We start from the raw sequence: 17,120 nt of genomic DNA on the forward strand, positions 1-17,120 counted from the left end.
ATATTGTCACCGACGACCCTCAAGCGCTGCATTTTTCAAAGTGTCGACGGTTTTGCGGTAGTCGTCAACGCCTTCGCCCTTGTAGACGGCGGACCCGGCGACCAGCACGTTGGCTCCGGCGGCGGTGACGAGCGGAGCCGTCTCGGCGGTCACGCCGCCATCGACTTCCAGGTCGATCGGGCGGTTGCCGATCAGCATGTTGGCCTGCGCGAGCTTGGCGGTCGCCTGGGGGATGAACTTCTGGCCACCGAAGCCGGGATTGACGCTCATGATGAGGATCAGGTCGAGGTCGTCGAGGACGTGTTCCAGAACCGAGACGGGCGTTGCCGGATTGAGCGAGACGCCGGCCTTCTTGCCGAGCGAGCGGATCTTCTGCAGCGAGCGGTGGAGGTGGGGACCGGCTTCCGCATGCACGGTGATCACGTCGCAGCCGGCATCGGCGAAGGCCTCGAGGAAGGGATCGGCCGGCGAAATCATCAGGTGGCAGTCGAACACCGCCTTGGTATAGGGGCGCAGCGCCTTGATGACGGCCGGGCCATAGGAAATGTTCGGCACGAAATGCCCGTCCATGACGTCGAGATGGATCCAGTCGGCGCCGGCTTCGACGACGTCAGCCACTTCCTGTCCGAGCCTGGCGAAATTGGCGGCAAGGATCGAAGGGGCGATCAGCAGGGGGCGGGTCATCGGGCGTAAACTCCAGATCGTGAGCGGTTCAGGCGGGTTTGGCCTGCCCATAGCACCGGGACGGAGGCCCGGCAACACTGCGAAGGTCTGGCCTTTGGACGCGGTGGCTTGACGCGACGCGTCCATCCGGTCACTTCTGTCCGACTTTCCAGCGAGGGGGGCCAGATGGGACGGCATGCGATCATCACCGGCGGCAGCAGCGGCATTGGCCGCCATCTCGTCTCGGCCTTCGTCGAGGCTGGCTATGATGTCGCCTTCACCCATTTCGGCGACCATGGTGCGGCAGAAGAGGTTGTGGCGGAGACCGGCAGGGCGGGGCGTGTCCGGGGCTTCTCCTCCGATGTCGGCGATGGGGAGGCCGTATCCCTTTTTATGGACGAGGCTTCCGACTGGTTCGGTGATGCGCCCGATGTTCTCGTCAACAATGCCGGCATCCAGACCTGGTCGCCGTTGCTCGATCTGTCCGAGGAAAGCTGGGATGCCGTCATTCGCACCAACCTCAAGGGCTGTTTTCTCAATACCCGCGAGGCCGGCAAACGCATGGTCAAGGCCGGAAAGGGCGGGGCGATCATCAATATCGGTTCGGGCTGCAACAAGCTGGCCTTCCCGGGACTGGTCGACTACACCGCCTCCAAGGGCGGCATCGAGCAGTTCACCAAGGTGTCGGCCGTGGAACTCGGGCCGCATGGCATCCGCGTGAACTGCGTGGCGCCCGGTGCGATCGAGACGGAGCGGACACGGGCGGAGGCCCCGGACTATGCCGGGACCTGGGGGCGCGTCACGCCCCTTCGCCGGGTCGGGACGCCGGCCGATATTGCGGGGCCCGTCCTCTTTCTCGCAAGTTCCCAGGCGGCTTTTGTCACCGGCCAGACGCTGTGGGTCGATGGCGGGGTCTTCAGCCAGGCCTTCTGGCCCTATCAATCCTAGGTCCGAAGAACCGCGATCGCGTCTATTGCGCAGGGGCGGAAGGTTCGACAAACCGTCCGCCTCGCCATTCCATCAGGCGATAGGGGTTTTCGCTGAGTTCGTGGTCTTCGTCGAAGGCGATCGGACCGATCACGGTGTCGACATGCGTTTCGCCGATCGCCTGCGCCAGCGGCATGCCAAGGGCCGCGGCCGCGCCGGCCGCCTGCGCCACCACCGTGACGGCTGCATAAGCCGGCAAAACATAGCCCTCGGGCTCCACGCCGGCCGCCTTTAATTCGGCAGCCACCTCTTTGGCGGCAGGCTGATCCTGCTGATCGGGCAGGATCACCGCACGCACGCCGTCGGCCAGCGGAACCGGCCGGTCCGCGGCATTCAGGCTTTCGCCACCCAGCAGCGTCAGCGGGATGCTCTCGGCCGCCGCGTCCCGGGCGATGATGGCCACGTCATTGCGATCACCGCCGACGAAGACATGTGTCGCACCTGCTTTTTTCAACCGTCGAACCAGCGCCACCTGTTGCTCCTGGCCGGGACGGAAGGTGTCGGTAAAGACGGGTTTCAGGCCACGCTCCTCCAGGCTGTTTCGCAGCGTCTCGGCGAGCTCCCGGCCGTGGATCGTGCCGTCCTCGATCAGCGCGAAGGCGTCGCCGGACCAGTCTCGCAGGATGACTTCGGCGAGTTTTTGCGCCTCGTCCTCGGTCGCGGGCGCCATGCGGTAGAACGGCCAGCCATTCTTTATCGCATCCTCCCGCACGCCTTTCCACCGAACGGAAAGGCTGAGCGCCGGTATGCCGGCCTCGGCCAGGACCACAAGTCCGCCATCCAGGGATTCGGAGCAGAGGAAACCGACGGCCGCCTTGGCACCCGATTCGCGGATCTGGTGGGCAATGGCGGGGCCGCTGCCGGCCTCGCAGGTTTCGTCGATGACCGCAAGCTCCAGCCCCTGCCGTCGCGCCGCGAAGGTCGCGCCCTCGCGCATCTGCGTGCCCAGAATGGCGAAAGGGCCGGTCTGCGGCGCAACAAGCGCGATCTTCGGCCCCTCGGCCAGGGCCGGAGAGGCCGGGGACAGGCCGACGAGGACGGACAGCAGAATTCGGCGGAGCATTCGGACGGGTTTTCCTGTTCTTTGGACCGTTGCGCGGCATCCTATCCGCACGATAGCGGCCACCGCAACGCCAATCGGCGGCAAGGCGCAGGACGAAAAAACCGCTTCGTTGTGGAAAACGTAAACCTTGGCGGCCATATAGTCATGCATCATGCCACCAAGGCCCGAAGTGTCCCGGAGAAGAGATTGTTGAACTCGCAGCAGATGGACCCCGTCGTCTACCGGGAAGCGATGAGCCGCTATGCCGGCCATGTGCAGATCGTCACGACCGAGTACGAAGGCGTCAGACGCGGGGTCACCATCACGGCGGCCTGCTCGGTGTCCGATCGTCCGCCGAGCCTGCTCGTATGCCTCAACAACGGTAACCCGAACAACGCGGTCTTCTTTGAAAGCGGCTATTTTGCCCTCAATACGCTGGCCGCACATCATCAGCCACTCGCCAATGCCTTTGCCGGCTTCGGTGGACTGGCGCCCGACGACCGGTTCGCGCTGGCCGAATGGCAGACGCTGGTGACCGGCGCGCCGGTGCTGACCGATTCGATCGTTTCCTTCGACTGCCGGGTCACCGACAGCAAGGTGACGGCGACCCACACCGTGCTGTTCGGCGAGGTCAAGGCTGTGCATTTCGGCCCGATCGACGCCTCGCTCATCTATCTGGACCGCGGCTATCGCAGCCTGTAAGCTCTCCCTCAATCAAGGGGAGGAAGCATGGCGGAAACGTCAAGAACTGGTCTGCCGGCATCGATCGACGCCGTCATAGAACTCCTGTCCGCACACGATTATCTGGCGGGGCGGCCGCTGGCGACCGTTCTCTTCCTCGCGCTTCGCATGCAGCGTCCGCTCTTCCTCGAAGGGGAGGCGGGCGTCGGCAAGACCGAGGTCGCCAAGGTGCTCGCCAAGGCGCTCGACCGCCCGCTGATCCGCCTGCAATGCTATGAAGGTCTCGACGTCGCGTCCGCCGTCTACGAATGGAACTATCCGGCTCAGATGCTGGAGATCCGCCTTGCCGAAGCCACCGGCATTTCCGACCGTGACCGGCTGGAACACGATCTGTTTTCCGAGCGCCACCTGATCCGCCGCCCGGTTTTGCAGGCGCTGCAATGCGAGCCTGGCCGTGCGCCGGTCTTCCTGATCGACGAGCTCGACCGCACGGACGAGGCCTTCGAGGCCTTCCTGCTCGAAGTGCTGTCCGACTTCCAGGTGAGCATTCCCGAATTCGGCACGGTCAAGGCGACGGAGCCGCCGATCGTCATCGTCACCAGCAACCGCACCCGCGAGGTACATGACGCGCTGAAGCGCCGCTGTCTCTACCACTGGGTCGACTATCCCAAGGCGGCCGAGGAACTGGCGATCATCCGGCGCAAGGTGCCGGGCTGCAACGAGCAGCTGTCGCGCCAGATCGTCGCCTATGTGCAGAAGATCCGCACCATCGACCTGTTCAAGAATCCCGGCATTGCCGAGACCATCGACTGGGCGACCGCGCTCACCGAACTCGACCGGCTGGCGCTCGATCCGGAAACCATTGCCGATACGCTCGGCACGCTCCTGAAATACCAGGAGGACATTGCCAGGATCCAGGGCGGCGAGGGCCACAAGGTGCTCTCCGAGGTCAAGGCCGAACTGCTGGCGGCGGGCTAGGCCATGCAGACGCCGGGAACCGGGGAAGGCATTGTCGTCGTGACGCCGCCGATCGGCGACGGGCGGCTCGCCGACAACATCGTCCAGTTTGCCCGCGTGCTGCGCCGCGCCGGGCTGAAGCCCGGCCCGGGGGCGGTGGCCGATGCGATCGCCGCCATCGATGCGATCGGCATCGGTTCGCGCGAGGAATTCCATGCCGCGCTCTCGGCCGTACTCGTCAAGCGGCACGAGGACCAGCCGGTGTTCGACGAGGCGTTTCGCCTGTTCTGGCGCTCGCGCGACCTGGTCAACAAGATGATCGCCATGATGTCGCCGGTGGCGCTGGACAGCAGCGAGCGGGAGAAGGCAAAGCCGGGATCGTCCCGCGTCAGCGATGCGCTCTTTGCCGAGCGCGAGCGCCAGAGCCGCGAGCGCGACGAGCCGGACATCGAGATCGACGCCCGCTTAACCGTCTCCGGCAGTGAAGTCCTGCGCCGCACCGACTTTGCCCAGATGTCGGCCGAGGAGCTGTCGCAGGCGAGGCGCGAAATCGAGCGCATGACAATGCCCTTCGATGAGGTGCCGATGCGGCGCTACCAGCCGACCTCGCGGTCGCGCCATGTCGATCCGCGGGCGATGATGCGGGCGGCGATGCGCACCGGCGGTGACCTGATCCTGCCGAAATATCGCGAGCGCCGCCGCCAGCCGCCGCCGCTCGTCATCCTCGCCGACATTTCCGGCTCGATGAGCCAGTACACCCGCATCTTCCTGCATTTCCTCCATGTGCTGACCGAGCGCCGCCGCCGCGTGCACACCTTTGTCTTTGGCACGCGGCTCACCAACGTCACGCGGCAGATGCGCAATCGCGATCCCGACGAGGCGATCGACCAGTGCACGAATGCGGTGCGCGACTGGTCGGGCGGCACACGGATCGGTGAGACGCTGAAGGAGTTCAACCATCAATGGGCGCGCCGCGTGCTGGGGCAGGGGGCCATCGTGCTGTTGATCACCGACGGGCTGGAGCGTGACGGGGCCGAGCTGCTGGCCATGGAGACCGATCGCCTGCACCGGTCGTGCCGGCGGCTGATCTGGCTCAATCCGCTGCTGCGCTTCGAGGGCTTCGAGGCGCGGGCGCGCGGCGTGCGGGCCATGCTGCCGCATGTCGACGAATTGCGGCCGGTCCACAATCTCAATTCGCTGACCGACCTGGTCGGCGCGCTTTCGGCAACGTCCGCGGACAAGGGCGATCCGCGCCGGCTTCTCCGCACCTTGAGGGGGCTCCAATGACCACCGACATGCAGACAAGGGATCCGCTTTTCATCGCCGAGGACTGGGTCGGGCAGGGACGCGCGGTGGCGGTCGCCACCGTCGTCGAGACCTGGGGCTCGGCGCCGCGTCCGGTCGGAAGCCATCTGGTGATCGATGAGGACGGTAATTTCGAGGGTTCGGTCTCGGGCGGCTGTGTCGAGGGCGCTGTCATCACCGAGGCGCTCGACGTGCTGCAATCGGGCCGGGCGAAGATGCTCCAATTCGGCGTAGCCGACGAAACCGCCTGGCGGGTGGGGCTCTCCTGCGGCGGCAAGATCCGCGTCTTCGTCGAGAGGCTTTCCTGATGCAGCTTTCCAGTCTCCAGGCGCTCAACGCGGCACGGGCTAAGCGGCAGGCGGCGATCCTGATCACCGATCTTGCCGACGCTCACGACCGGGTGGTGGTCGAGGGCGATGCCGTCGAAGGCGCGCTCGGCGCGGAGATCGAGCAGCGCTTCCGCTCAGGCAAGTCCGGCGCCGTCGAGATCGACGGGCGTCCGCTCTTCCTCAACGTGCACCTGCCGCCGCCGCGCATCGTGGTGATCGGCGCGGTGCATATCAGCCAGGCGCTCTATCCGATGGCGGCGATCGCCGGCTATGACATGACCATCATCGATCCGCGCACCGCCTTTGCCACGCCGGAACGGTTTTCGGGCGTCGAGTTGATCGCCGACTGGCCGGAGGATGTGCTGTCGTCCGGTCCGCTTGACCGCTACAGCGCCCTGGTCGCCGTCACCCATGATCCGAAGATCGACGACTTTCCGATCGCCGCGGCGCTCAGGGCCGGCTGCTTCTATGTCGGCGCGCTCGGCAGCCGCAAGACCCATGCGAAGCGGGTCGAGCGGCTGATGGCGCAGGGCTTTTCCGAAGCGGAGATCGCCCGTATTTCGGCGCCGGTCGGCATCGACATTGGGGCCGCGACCCCGGCCGAGATCGCCGTAGCGACGCTCGCCGACGTCATCCAGGCCTTCCGCCGGCGCTCGCTCTCCGTGGCCGGAGGCGAGTCCGCATGATCTTCGGGGAGTTCGCCGCGAGCGATGCCGAGGGCCTGATCCTCGCCCATGCGGTGAAGTTGCCCGCCGGGCGCTTGCCCAAGGGGCATGTGCTGAATGACGGTGACATAGAGTCGCTCGGCGCGGCCGGCATCGCCAGTGTCATCGCCTGTCGCATGGAGGCGGGCGATCTCGGCGAGGACGAGGCGGCGCAGCGTTGCGCCTCGGCAATCGATCCGGCCAATCTCCGTCTCACTCCGGCCTCCACCGGCCGCGTCAATTTTTACGCCACCTGTAATGGGTTGTTCGTCGCCGACAAGGTCCTTGTCGATCGGTTCAACCGCGTCGATCCGGCGATCACGCTCGCCTGTCTCGCGGACCATAGTGATGTGCGCGATGGCGATCTGGTGGCGACCGTGAAGATCATTCCGCTTGCCGTGTCTGGCGATAGCGTCGAGCGGGCGCGGATCATCCTGACCGAGGGTGCCGCCTTCCGCCTAAAACCCTACCGGCCGCACGCCGTCCGGCTGATCGCCACCGAACTGCCGTCGCTGAAGCTCACGGTGATGGACAAGACCGCGCGGGTGCTGGAACAGCGCCTGGCCCCCTCGTCGAGCGAACTGGTGGAGGAGCAGCGGGTCGCGCATCGGGCCGAGGCGGTTGCCGCGGCGATCGAGAACGCCTTGCGGCGGGTGGACGCCCGGCCGCCGATGATCGTCGTCTTCGGCGCCTCGGCCATGTGCGATGCCGTCGACGTCATCCCCGAATCGATCCGCATGGCCGGCGGCGTCGTCGATCAGGTGGGGCTTCCCGTCGATCCCGGCAATCTTCTGGTGCTCGGCCATGTCGATGGCGTCCCGGTGATCGGTGCGCCCGGCTGCGCCCGCTCGCCGAAGGAAAACGGCTTCGACTGGGTGCTGAACCGGCTCCTGGCCGGCGAAATGCCGACGTCTCACGAACTGACGGGCCTGGGGGTTGGAGGATTGCTGATGGAAATTCCAAGCCGGCCGCTGCCGCGCGAACTGGCGACCGAGGTCGAACACCAGCCTCTCAAAGTGGCGACCGTGCTTCTCGCCGCCGGCAGGTCGAGCCGCATGGGCGAGGGCGGGCGGCACAAGCTGCTGGCCGAGTTCGAGGGCGAACCGCTCGTGCGCCGCTCGGCGCGGATCGCGCTCGAGGCGGGGGCGGGCGAGGTCATTGTCGTCACCGGCCATCGCGCCTTGGAGATCGCCGACAGCCTGACGGGCCTCGCCGTCGCCTGCATCGACAATCCCGACTATGCGAGTGGTATGGCGAGTTCGCTGAAGGCCGGCTTTGCCGCGGCCAATGCCGGCGGGGCCGATGGCGTACTTGTCATGCTGGCCGACATGCCGGGCGTGTCGGTCGGCGATCTTCACGCACTGGTCTCGGCCTTTCGCGCATCGGCAGGCCGCTCGATCGTGCGCGCCGTCGCCGACGGCAAGCGCGGCAATCCGGTCATCCTGCCGCGCTCCACCTTCGAGGCGGTAAAATCGCTCGAAGGCGACATCGGCGCCCGACCGATCATCGAGACCGCCGGCCTGCCGATCGTCGACGTTGAGATCGGACTTGCGGCGCGGCTCGACGTCGACACACCCGAGGCGGTGATTGCGGCAGGTGGAATTCTGAAGGGGTAGCCCATGGACAATGTCGAGATCGAGGAGGTGTTCTCGTCGCTGGGGCCGGTCGGCATCAAGCGCATGTTCAGCGGCAAGGGCATCTACCACCAGGGCGTGATCATCGCCCTCTACCTGTTCGACGAGCTGATGCTGAAGGCCGATGCGCAGTCCGCCCCGGCGTTCTCGGCGGCCGGCGCACGCCAATGGGTCTACCAGCGCGAGGGAAAGAACCCGGTCGCCATGCCCTACTGGTCGGTGCCCGAGGACGCCTATGACGATCCGGATGAGATGGCGAAATGGGTTCGGCTCGCCTTCGAGGCGGGGCTCAGGGCCGAGACTGGGAAGGCAAGGCCGAAGGGCAAAACTGCCCGCGCATCAGCGAAGATGAGGCAAAAGGGCCCGGGTGAAGGCTGAGAGCGGTTCCGGCAGGGCGTCGAGATCGAACCATTCGAGGGCGGAGAGCTTATCCGGCTCGGTCACCCGCGGTTCGCCGTGAAAGTCCGAGGTCTTGTAGAGCAGCGAGATCCAGTGCTGGCGATCGGCGTCGATGATCTGTTCGCTGGTGGTGACGAATTCGATTGCGCCGATGGAAAGTCCGGTCTCTTCCTCGGCCTCGCGGCGGGCTGCCGTCTCCGCCGGCTCCAGATGATCCACCTTGCCGCCGACGATGTTCCAGTGGCCTGCTTCAGGCGCCTTCAGCCGACGGCAGAGCAGTAGCTTGCCGTCGCGCAGGATCGCCAGGCCGACGCCGACACCGGGGAAATCGATGCCGGGCTTGGCCATTTAAGACTTCGCAGCAGCGACGATCAGCATGAAGGCGGGGATTTCGTCGCCGAAGCCGACCGGGGTCGGGCCGTCGTCATGGTCGCGATAATGGCTGCGGCGGCGTTCGCGCTGGTCGTCATTGGCCGGGTTCGGCCGTGCATTGCGGTTTCCGGGGTTCGGCCGCCTGTCAGCCTTGCGCTCGCTGTTCAATGGTTCGGTCCTTACCGGTTCGATGACTTCTTCGATTTCACGGGCCTTGGCAGGCTCTGCCTCGCGTGCCTTGACGGGCTCGGCCGGTGCCTCGGAACGGCGACCGCCGCGGCGCTCACGTCCCCGGTCCTTATCCTTGTCCTTATCGCGCGATCCGCGCCGGCCACGACCCTCGTCCTGGCTTTCCGCCATGGCGGGCAGCGAGGAGAGATCGCCGTCGAGCCATTCGATCTTCTGGCCGATCAGCTTTTCGATGGCGTCGAGATACTTGGTATCCGACTTGGAGACCAGCGTGAAGGCTGCGCCCGAGCGCCCGGCGCGGCCGGTACGGCCGATGCGGTGGACATAGTCCTCGGCATGGATCGGGATGTCGAAGTTGAAGACGTGGCTGACGTCAGGAATGTCGAGACCGCGCGCGGCGACGTCGGAGGCGACGAGCAGGGTGATCTGGTTGTCCTTGAAGCCCGCCAGCATGTTGGTGCGCGAGCGCTGGTCCATGTCGCCATGCAGGGCGCCGACGGAGAAGCCGTGCCGTTCCAGCGAACGGAACAGGTCGGCGACATCCTTCTTGCGATTGCAGAAGATGATGCCGTTCTTCAGGTCTTCCTGGGCGCGGATCAGATCGCGCAGGCGCGAACGCTTCTCGTAGTCCTTGTTGTGCACGGCGACGAGGCGCTGCGTCACGGTCTTGGCGGTCGATGCGGGAAGAGAAACTTCCACCCGTTCCGGGTTCTGCAGGAAACGGTCGGCCAGCTTCTGGATCTCCGGCGGCATGGTGGCCGAGAAGAACAGCGTCTGGCGGGTGAACGGGATCATCTTGGCGATGCGCTCGATATCCGGGATGAAACCCATGTCGAGCATTCGGTCTGCTTCGTCGATGACGAGAATTTCGACGCCGGTCATCAAGAGCTTGCCGCGTTCGCAATGGTCGAGCAGGCGGCCGGGGGTGCAGATCAGCACGTCGGCGCCGCGTTCGAGCTTCCGGTTCTGCTCTTCGAAGGACACGCCACCGATCAGAAGCGCGACGTTCAGCTTGTGGTTCTTGCCGTATTTTTCGAAGTTCTCGGCGACCTGGGCGGCCAGCTCGCGAGTCGGTTCGAGAATCAGCGTGCGCGGCATGCGGGCGCGGGCGCGGCCGTTTTCGAGCAGGGTCAGCATGGGCAGTACGAAGGAAGCGGTCTTGCCCGTGCCGGTCTGCGCGATGCCGCAGATGTCGCGGCGCTGCAGGGCAAACGGGATGGCGCCAGCCTGGATCGGCGTCGGCACGGTGTAGCCGGCGTCGGTGACGGCTGAAAGTACTTTTTGGCTCAGGCCAAGGTCAGAAAATGTGGTCAAAGGGGAATCTATTCCGTTCCGGTTCTTGCGAACGCAATTGAGACGCCCGTGACGCGGGCGCTAACGTCAGCGCGGGATAGTGCCAAATTGCTCGAAAGTCAAGGAAACTGCGGGATTTGCAGTAACAAAGGGTGAATAGTCGGATCAACTATCGAGATTGAGGACGCTCATCACCATCCTGTTCACGATTTGCTGGTTGCCGGCGACCACCGGGGCGTCTGAAGGCCGGCCCGGTGGCACGGCTGCCATCGGGCGGTGGCCTTCATGGAGGCTTCGCTCCGGTGGCGGGGCTCAATTGATGAGTGTCGTGAGTTTCATGCCGGCATTGAGGAAGTGCATGGGGTCGACCGCCTCGCCGTTGCGACGGACTTCGTAGTGGAGATGCGGACCGGTCGAACGTCCGGTATTGCCCGACAGGCCGATCGTGTCGCCGCTTGCCACCTCGTCGCCGACCTTGACCAGCACGCGCGACATATGGCCGTAGCGCGTCGTCAGGCCCAGTCCGTGATCGATCTCGACCATGTTGCCATAGCCGCCGGCAGGACCGGCAGCGATGACCTTGCCGGCGCCGCTGCTCCTGATTTCGCCGCCTACCGGGGAGCGAAAGTCGATCCCGGCATGCATGGCCAGGCCGCCGAGGAAGGGATCGGGTCGGTTGCCGAAGCGGCTGGTGATGTCCTTTCCGGGGGCCGGATTGGCGAAGGGGAGCCGTTTCGCCGTATCGCGCATCGTCTCCAGCCGTGTCAGCGCCGCGTCGAGGTCGTTGAGCGAGGCGTTGAACGGTTCGGAGGACTGCGGCGCCACATAGGGGCCGCCGATCGCGCCTGGGGAAGGGGAGAGCTTTTCATTGTCCAGCGGTATGCCATTGCGTAGCAATATGCCGGAGATTTGCTCGGCGGTCTCGGTCGCGCCGCTCGTCAGGCGCTGAATGCGATCGATCTGGTCCTGCTCTATGTCCTTGAGCGAAAGCGTCATATGCGAAAACAGACGGTCGGCGCGATCGGCGACCGTGTCGGTCAGCGGGACAAAGCCGAGCGCGGTCGTCTTCTGTGGGGCGGCTGGGGCATTTTGCCCAAGCAATGTGCCGATCGCTTCGATCCCGCCCGTGGCGCGGGCCTGCTTGTTCTGCGCGCCCGGCCGCACCGTTGGCATAGGGCCGGCCTCCGGCAGTTCTCCGACAGCCTCGGCCCGATCCAGGAGCGCATCCAGTCGACCGTGCCGGGAGGCCAGCGCCACCTGTTGTTCGAGCAGTTTTTCCACCTTCTCCTCGACCACCTGCTGGTCGAGCAACTGGCGCGACGTGACGCGGTCGACCTGGGCGCGCAGTGCCGCGATCCGGTCTTCGTATTCGTGCTGCATCCGAGCCTGGCGGGCCATCGAACCGCCGATCAGATTGTCGCGAAAGACGAGGTAGGTGGTGGCGCCGAGATAGCCGATCGCCATGACCCCGGCAAAACAGAAGGCAAGCGCGGCCATCCAAGGGCGGATCGTCATGTGGCGGATCTTGTCGCCGCTCGCCAGGATGACGATATGCTCTTGCCGCCGCTTCCCGAAGACCTGATTTGCTGTCTTGCCCGCCACCGCTGTCTCCCATTCCGCCTCGGCCGTATCCGGCCTGAGGCTTGGGATGATTACACATGATTAAGGTTAACAACGGCTGAATTCCGGGTGGCGGCGCCGGGACGTCAACTGTTCTTCGAGGTCAGGGATCGGTAGAAGGAGGGTGTCAAGCCGGCTTCGGCGCGGGCAACATCGTTGAACGGGGCCTTGAGCGCACCGCGGAAATTGGCCCTCACGAGCGCCTTGAACGTCGCGGCCGGGTCCTTCTTCTCGCGGGCGCAGAGAAAGCGGAACCATTTGGCGCCGACGGCGACATGGCCTTTCTCGTCCTCGTAGATCACCTTCAGCACGTCGGCGCTCTCAATGTCTCCGGTCTCGCGCATCTTGTCCTGCAGCGAGGGGGTCACGTCGAGACCGCGGGCTTCGAGAATCAGGGGAACCACGGCCAACCGCGCCGTCAGGTCGTTGCGCGTCGAATGCGCTGCCTGCCACAAGCCGTCATGGGCCGGCATATCCCCATAGTCGGCACCGAGGGCCCTTAAGCGATCGCGCACCATGCGAAAATGCTTGGCCTCCTCGAAGGCGACACGCATCCAGCCGTCGAAGAAGGAATGGGGCACCGGCTCCGAGGCGAACCGCGCGACGATGTCGAGTGCCAGGTCCACGGCATTGAGCTCGATATGGGCCAGCGCGTGCAGCATGGCTATGCGTCCGGCAAGTGTGTGCAGCGACCGCTTTTCCGTGGCCTTCGGCGGAACGAGCACCGGTTTTGCCGGCCGGCCGGGTCTCTCCGCCAGATCCGGATCGAGAGGCGAGCGCAGCGACAGCCGGCGTTCGTGCCAGCGCCGCGCAGTCTGCTGCGCCAGTTCGGTCTTTTCGTCGAGATCGGCGCTCAAGATCGCCATCGTTGCGCCGCCGCGCAAGGTTGCGATTCGCAGCGGGTCGGATGCGGCCATCAGAGGGACTGAGCCGCTTTCAGGACCGCTTCCGCGTGGCCCGCGACCTTGACCTTGCGCCACACCGCTGCCACCCGCCCATCGCGGTCGATCAGAAAGGTGGAACGCTCGACGCCCATGTAGGTCCGGCCGTACATGCTCTTTTCCTTCCAGACCCCATAGGCGGAGAGGACCGCTTTTTCCTCATCGGACGCCAGGATCACTGACAGGTCGTGCTTGGCGACGAACTTGTCGTGGCTCTTGACCGGATCCGGCGACAGTCCGATCACCTTGGCGCCCGCCTCGGCGAATTCGTCTGCCAAGGCGCTGAATGCCAGCGCCTCGGTCGTGCAGCCGCTGGTATCGTCCTTCGGGTAGAAATAGAGCACGACGGGCGATCCGCGCATCTCGGCGAGCGAAACCGTGCCGCCGCCGTCGCGGGGAAGGGTGAAATCCGGAGCCATGTCGCCCGCTGTCAAATCTGCCATGGGATAACCTTTCTTTTGCCAGCTTTGTGGATGATTGTCGTCGCACTCGATATATAGTCCGCGACGCAGTCGTCCACGCGCGACTGTGATAACGGCATCGATCGACGGAGACAATCGCCGGCACATGGGAGAAATCCGGGGCGAAAAGGTGCGGTTTCGCAGGCAAGACTTCGTGGCCTTGCACGAACTTCCGTCGTCGCTCGTCGATGACCCTTTGATCGTTCATTGCCCGCCGCGGTCGAATCTCGCCCGCCGCCTGCTGCGCTACATCGTCGGCATTGTCGGGATCGTCCTCCTCATTGGTGGCGGCGTCTTTGCCGTGATCGAGAGCGGAACGCTCGACACGGCGCTTTCCAACGGCGCACGCACGGTTCTCAATGCTGCTGTCGCTCCGGGCTTTCGGGCCGAAATCGGCGAGACGGCGATCCGCTTTTCCAGCAGCTTCCAGCTGGCGGTGGAGGCCCGCAATGTCGCGATCGTGCCCGAGGGCGGCAAGAGTCCGCTGGCGCTGACGCAGTCGGTCAACATGGTGCTCGATCCGATCGCGCTTCTCGGCGGCGATTTCAAGGTCAAGGAGATCGTGACCGAAGGGGTGGCGCTCGACGCCCGCCTGCTGCCGGCCGGTCCGCCGATCGACCTGGCGAATCTTCGCATCGACAGCATTCCAGCCTTTCTCGACCGCGCCTTCGTGCAGCTCGACCAGATTCAGGCCTTTATCGCCAAGGGCGGCCTGGATCGCATGCGGATCGGCGGGCTCGAAGTCTCGACGACCGGGGTGAGCGGCCGTCCCCTGGTGATCGCGGTCGATGACCTCGCCATGGAGCGCGGCGCCGATGATTCGCTTTCCTTTTTCGGCGCTGTCTCGGTGAATGGACAGCAAACCGAAATCTCTGCCCTGACCGCCAATACCGGCGGAAAGGCGCAGTCGCTTACGCTGAGGCTTGCGGATGTGCGCCTGACGCCGTTCCTGCTGAAGCGCGGTGCAGCGGGCAATCCGCGCCAGGGCCTCGACGGTTCGGCCGAGGTTTCGATATCGGCGAAACGGGCAGGCGAGGGGCAGAAGCCGTCGGTCAACATGATTGCCGAGATTGCCGGCGCAACGATCTATTCGGATGGTATCGGCCAGGAGTTGACGCGGGCGCGTCTCAACCTCGGCTATGATTTCGCCAAGGACACGCTTGAGCTTTCGTCCTCGCAGGCCGAATTCGGGCCCATGGCCCTGCCGCTTTCCGGTGGATTGATCGATCTCGACCGGCTGCCCGGCAACACCAAGGCCGGAAAGGGCTTCGGGATCGATTTGCTGGTGAGCGAGGGAAGGGCCGATGTGCCGTCTGCCGGCGAGGCGCCATTCCCGTTTTCGCTCAAGGCGTTCGGCCACTATCTCCTGGAGGAGAAGGAACTCAAATTCGAGACCTTCACCGTGCAGACGCCGTCCGGCACGATGGACGCCTCGCTTGGCGTCCGGTTCGTCGGCACCGGTCCTGAAGTTCGGTTTGATGCGCTGATCCGCGACATGAAGACGTCGGTGGTCAAGCAGCTCTGGCCCTACTGGATCGCGGAAAAGCCGCGTCGCTGGGTGCTGGCCAACATCTTCGGCGGCACGATCACCAACGGACAGATCTCGGTCTTCATCCCGCAGGACCGCCTGACGGTCGAGCCCAAGCCGCTGCATCTCGACGAGAACGAACTGCGCGTCAGCTTCGACATCGTCGATGCCCGGATGAACGTCACCGGCGAAATCCCCCCGCTGCGCGATACCTCGGCGCATTTCGACCTGTCGGGTCGCAAGGTGGTCACCAGCATCCGCTCGGCCGCATCCTATTTTCCGTCGGGCCGGATGGTGACGGTGGAGAAGGGCCAACTCGCGCTCGAGGACATCTATCACAAGCCGTTGATGGCGGACATCGAGATCGCCGTATCCGGCGCCGCCGATGCCGTGGCGGAGCTGGTTTCGTTCAAGCCGATCCGGGCGCTCGAGCGCGCCGGTTTTGCGGTCGAGGATTTCTCGGGCAAGGTGAGCGGCGTGGCGAAGGTGCGCCTGGGCCTTATCTCGGACCAGCATCCACCCGATCCGGTCTGGGAGGCGCATCTCGACCTTGCGGATGTCGACGTGACCAAACCCTATTCGGGGCGCACCATCAGCGATCTCGAAGGCAAGCTCGATGTTGATCCGCGGGCCGCACGGCTGAACGCCAAGGCGAAGATCGATGGCGTGCCGATGGACCTGGAGGTGACCGAACCGGTCGAGAAGACCGACCCGGTGGCGCGCGAGCGCGTCGTCAGGCTGCGACTCGACAATGAGGAACGGCGGAAGTTCGTACCCGGACTCGACGACCTGGTCGACGGCCCGATCACGGTCGAGCTTACGCGCATCGACGACGAGCGCCAGGCGGCGGTGATAGACCTGACATCGGCAAGCCTCACAGTGCCCTGGATCGGCTGGTCGAAGGGGCAGGGAATAGCCGCCAAGGCGAGTTTCGAGGCGCTGGAAGGCGCCACACAGACGGCCATCGAGAAGTTCGTTCTCGACGGGGAGGGGTTCGGCGCGGCCGGCAAGCTTACGGTCGGCAAGCAAGGGCTGGTCTCGGCTGATCTCAGCCGGATGCGCCTTGCGCCCGGCGACGATTATGCGCTTGCCGTTCGGCAGAACAAGGGTGGCTATGACGTCTCGGTGTCGGGGAAGTCGGCGGATGTCCGCTCGCTGATTGTCGCGCTCAAGTCGCCGGGAGACGGGCCGGGCAGCGGCGGAGATGAAAAGCCGCTCTCGGTACAGGTCAAGGGTCGACTGGATCGCGTGGTCGGATTTGGCGACGAGGTCCTTTCCGGCGTATCGATCCTATACGGTTCACGCGGCGGCAAGACGACGGCGCTTGACGTATCGGGTGTCACCGACAGCCGCCAGGCGGTGGTGGCCAAGATGCGCCGCCCCGGGGAACTCAGCGAGTTGTCGGTGACCAGCAGCGATGCCGGCGCGCTGGCGCGTTTCATCAACCTCTACAACCGGATGATCGGCGGACTGATGAACCTCAAGCTCTCCCAGGCCGCCAATGGCAGCTGGAGCGGCTCGCTCGACATTCGCGATTTCCGGGTCGAGAACGAAGAACGGCTGCAGTCGATCGTCTCGACGCCGACCGGTGCTGACGGCCGCAGCCTCAACACCGCGGTGAAGAAAAACATCGACGTCAGCTCCGCACGCTTCCAGCGGGCCTTCGCACGGCTCGTCTATAGCGACGGATCGCTTCGGGTGGACAATGGCGTGGTGCGTGGCGAGCAGATCGGCGCGACGTTCCAGGGCGGGGTGCGCGACACGCGCGGCCAGATCGATTTGACCGGCACCTTCATGCCTGCCTACGGCCTCAACCGGCTTTTTGGCGAGCTGCCGTTGATCGGCATCCTGCTCGGCAACGGCCGTGACAGAGGTCTGCTCGGGATCACCTTCAAGCTGACAGGCGCGACCGAGCAGCCGAAACTGGTCGTCAATCCGCTGTCGATCATCGCGCCCGGCGTGTTCCGCCAGATCTTCGAATTCCGCTGATTTGAGGGTCGCCGGTCAGGCCAAAG

Annotated in this window: 16 protein-coding genes; 9 read left to right on the top strand and 7 right to left on the bottom strand. The window is 65.1% G+C overall.

Features of this window, described 5'->3' with window-relative positions:
- Window positions 1-6 precede the first annotated feature (6 nt).
- Window positions 7-684, bottom strand: coding sequence for a ribulose-phosphate 3-epimerase (rpe, locus tag RHIZ70P_RS05265; protein ID WP_115669330.1), 678 nt, complete (start codon window positions 682-684; stop codon window positions 7-9).
- Between the two features lie 165 nt (window positions 685-849).
- Between rpe and RHIZ70P_RS05270 the strand changes: the two genes are divergently transcribed.
- Window positions 850-1,611 (top strand): SDR family NAD(P)-dependent oxidoreductase, encoded by a 762-nt coding sequence (locus RHIZ70P_RS05270; protein WP_115669331.1) that lies wholly within the window; start codon window positions 850-852, stop codon window positions 1,609-1,611.
- Between the two features lie 22 nt (window positions 1,612-1,633).
- Here RHIZ70P_RS05270 and RHIZ70P_RS05275 read toward each other — a convergent pair whose 3' ends face one another.
- Window positions 1,634-2,713 (bottom strand): branched-chain amino acid ABC transporter substrate-binding protein, encoded by a 1,080-nt coding sequence (locus RHIZ70P_RS05275; protein ID WP_115669332.1) that lies wholly within the window; start codon window positions 2,711-2,713, stop codon window positions 1,634-1,636.
- Between the two features lie 186 nt (window positions 2,714-2,899).
- Here RHIZ70P_RS05275 and RHIZ70P_RS05280 point away from each other — a divergent pair, with 186 nt between their 5' ends.
- The 7 genes from RHIZ70P_RS05280 to RHIZ70P_RS05310 are packed head-to-tail and all read left to right on the top strand — an operon-like array spanning window position 2,900 to window position 8,680.
- The gene (locus tag RHIZ70P_RS05280; protein WP_115669525.1) at window positions 2,900-3,394 is read left to right on the top strand and encodes a flavin reductase; all 495 of its coding nucleotides are present in this window, start codon (window positions 2,900-2,902) and stop codon (window positions 3,392-3,394) included.
- Between the two features lie 27 nt (window positions 3,395-3,421).
- A complete protein-coding gene (locus RHIZ70P_RS05285) occupies window positions 3,422-4,351 on the top strand; it encodes an AAA family ATPase (RefSeq protein ID WP_115669333.1) in 930 nt (309 codons plus the stop codon).
- Window positions 4,352-4,354: 3 nt separating this feature from the next.
- A complete protein-coding gene (locus RHIZ70P_RS05290; protein WP_115669334.1) occupies window positions 4,355-5,617 on the top strand; it encodes a vWA domain-containing protein in 1,263 nt (420 codons plus the stop codon).
- Complete coding sequence (locus RHIZ70P_RS05295) at window positions 5,614-5,943, top strand: XdhC family protein (protein WP_115669335.1); 330 nt, start codon at window positions 5,614-5,616, stop codon at window positions 5,941-5,943. Before RHIZ70P_RS05290 ends, RHIZ70P_RS05295 begins: the two co-directional genes overlap by 4 nt.
- Window positions 5,943-6,650, top strand: a complete 708-nt coding sequence (locus RHIZ70P_RS05300) for an XdhC family protein (protein ID WP_115669336.1) — start codon at window positions 5,943-5,945, stop codon at window positions 6,648-6,650. The genes RHIZ70P_RS05295 and RHIZ70P_RS05300 overlap by 1 nt, the downstream gene beginning before the upstream one ends.
- The gene (locus RHIZ70P_RS05305) at window positions 6,647-8,284 is read left to right on the top strand and encodes an NTP transferase domain-containing protein (protein WP_115669337.1); all 1,638 of its coding nucleotides are present in this window, start codon (window positions 6,647-6,649) and stop codon (window positions 8,282-8,284) included. Before RHIZ70P_RS05300 ends, RHIZ70P_RS05305 begins: the two co-directional genes overlap by 4 nt.
- Before the next feature lie 3 nt (window positions 8,285-8,287).
- Window positions 8,288-8,680 carry a TfoX/Sxy family protein gene (locus tag RHIZ70P_RS05310; protein WP_115669338.1) on the top strand — a complete coding sequence of 131 codons (393 nt, stop codon included), beginning with the start codon at window positions 8,288-8,290 and terminating at the stop codon, window positions 8,678-8,680.
- On the opposite strand, the gene RHIZ70P_RS05315 is transcribed toward RHIZ70P_RS05310, so the two are convergent.
- The 5 genes from RHIZ70P_RS05315 to bcp form a co-directional block, all read right to left on the bottom strand.
- Window positions 8,642-9,049 carry an NUDIX domain-containing protein gene (locus tag RHIZ70P_RS05315; RefSeq protein ID WP_115669339.1) on the bottom strand — a complete coding sequence of 136 codons (408 nt, stop codon included), beginning with the start codon at window positions 9,047-9,049 and terminating at the stop codon, window positions 8,642-8,644. The two genes, RHIZ70P_RS05310 and RHIZ70P_RS05315, sit on opposite strands and share 39 nt — an antisense overlap.
- Entirely contained in the window at window positions 9,050-10,576 is a 1,527-nt protein-coding gene (locus RHIZ70P_RS05320) for a DEAD/DEAH box helicase (protein WP_115669340.1), read from the bottom strand.
- A gap of 291 nt (window positions 10,577-10,867) precedes the next feature.
- On the bottom strand, window positions 10,868-12,157 hold the full coding sequence (locus RHIZ70P_RS05325; RefSeq protein WP_235842151.1) for a peptidoglycan DD-metalloendopeptidase family protein: 1,290 nt from the start codon (window positions 12,155-12,157) through the stop codon (window positions 10,868-10,870).
- A gap of 104 nt (window positions 12,158-12,261) precedes the next feature.
- Window positions 12,262-13,041, bottom strand: a complete 780-nt coding sequence (locus RHIZ70P_RS05330) for a ferritin-like domain-containing protein (RefSeq protein WP_181903945.1) — start codon at window positions 13,039-13,041, stop codon at window positions 12,262-12,264.
- Between the two features lie 50 nt (window positions 13,042-13,091).
- Window positions 13,092-13,559, bottom strand: a complete 468-nt coding sequence (gene bcp, locus RHIZ70P_RS05335) for a thioredoxin-dependent thiol peroxidase (protein ID WP_115669342.1) — start codon at window positions 13,557-13,559, stop codon at window positions 13,092-13,094.
- A 172-nt stretch (window positions 13,560-13,731) separates the two neighbouring features.
- On the opposite strand from bcp, the gene RHIZ70P_RS05340 reads away from it, so the two are divergent.
- Window positions 13,732-17,094, top strand: a complete 3,363-nt coding sequence (locus tag RHIZ70P_RS05340; protein ID WP_181903946.1) for a DUF3971 domain-containing protein — start codon at window positions 13,732-13,734, stop codon at window positions 17,092-17,094.
- Window positions 17,095-17,120 lie beyond the last annotated feature (26 nt).

It is taken from the genome of Paenirhizobium selenitireducens ATCC BAA-1503, assembly GCF_900492185.1.
Lineage (GTDB): Bacteria > Pseudomonadota > Alphaproteobacteria > Rhizobiales > Rhizobiaceae > Allorhizobium > Allorhizobium selenitireducens_A.

Bases quoted from the DNA above. Each gene is read 5' to 3' on its own strand.
- RHIZ70P_RS05290 (WP_115669334.1), top strand. From the start codon at position 4,355: ATGCAGACGCCGGGAACCGGGGAAGGCATTGTCGTCGTGACGCCGCCG.
- RHIZ70P_RS05305 (WP_115669337.1), top strand. From the start codon at position 6,647: ATGATCTTCGGGGAGTTCGCCGCGAGCGATGCCGAGGGCCTGATCCTC.
- RHIZ70P_RS05330 (WP_181903945.1), bottom strand. From the start codon at position 13,041: ATGGCGATCTTGAGCGCCGATCTCGACGAAAAGACCGAACTGGCGCAG.
- bcp (WP_115669342.1), bottom strand. From the start codon at position 13,559: ATGGCAGATTTGACAGCGGGCGACATGGCTCCGGATTTCACCCTTCCC.
- RHIZ70P_RS05315 (WP_115669339.1), bottom strand. From the start codon at position 9,049: ATGGCCAAGCCCGGCATCGATTTCCCCGGTGTCGGCGTCGGCCTGGCG.
- RHIZ70P_RS05295 (WP_115669335.1), top strand. From the start codon at position 5,614: ATGACCACCGACATGCAGACAAGGGATCCGCTTTTCATCGCCGAGGAC.
- RHIZ70P_RS05275 (WP_115669332.1), bottom strand. From the start codon at position 2,713: ATGCTCCGCCGAATTCTGCTGTCCGTCCTCGTCGGCCTGTCCCCGGCC.
- RHIZ70P_RS05310 (WP_115669338.1), top strand. From the start codon at position 8,288: ATGGACAATGTCGAGATCGAGGAGGTGTTCTCGTCGCTGGGGCCGGTC.
- RHIZ70P_RS05270 (WP_115669331.1), top strand. From the start codon at position 850: ATGGGACGGCATGCGATCATCACCGGCGGCAGCAGCGGCATTGGCCGC.
- RHIZ70P_RS05300 (WP_115669336.1), top strand. From the start codon at position 5,943: ATGCAGCTTTCCAGTCTCCAGGCGCTCAACGCGGCACGGGCTAAGCGG.
- rpe (WP_115669330.1), bottom strand. From the start codon at position 684: ATGACCCGCCCCCTGCTGATCGCCCCTTCGATCCTTGCCGCCAATTTC.
- RHIZ70P_RS05285 (WP_115669333.1), top strand. From the start codon at position 3,422: ATGGCGGAAACGTCAAGAACTGGTCTGCCGGCATCGATCGACGCCGTC.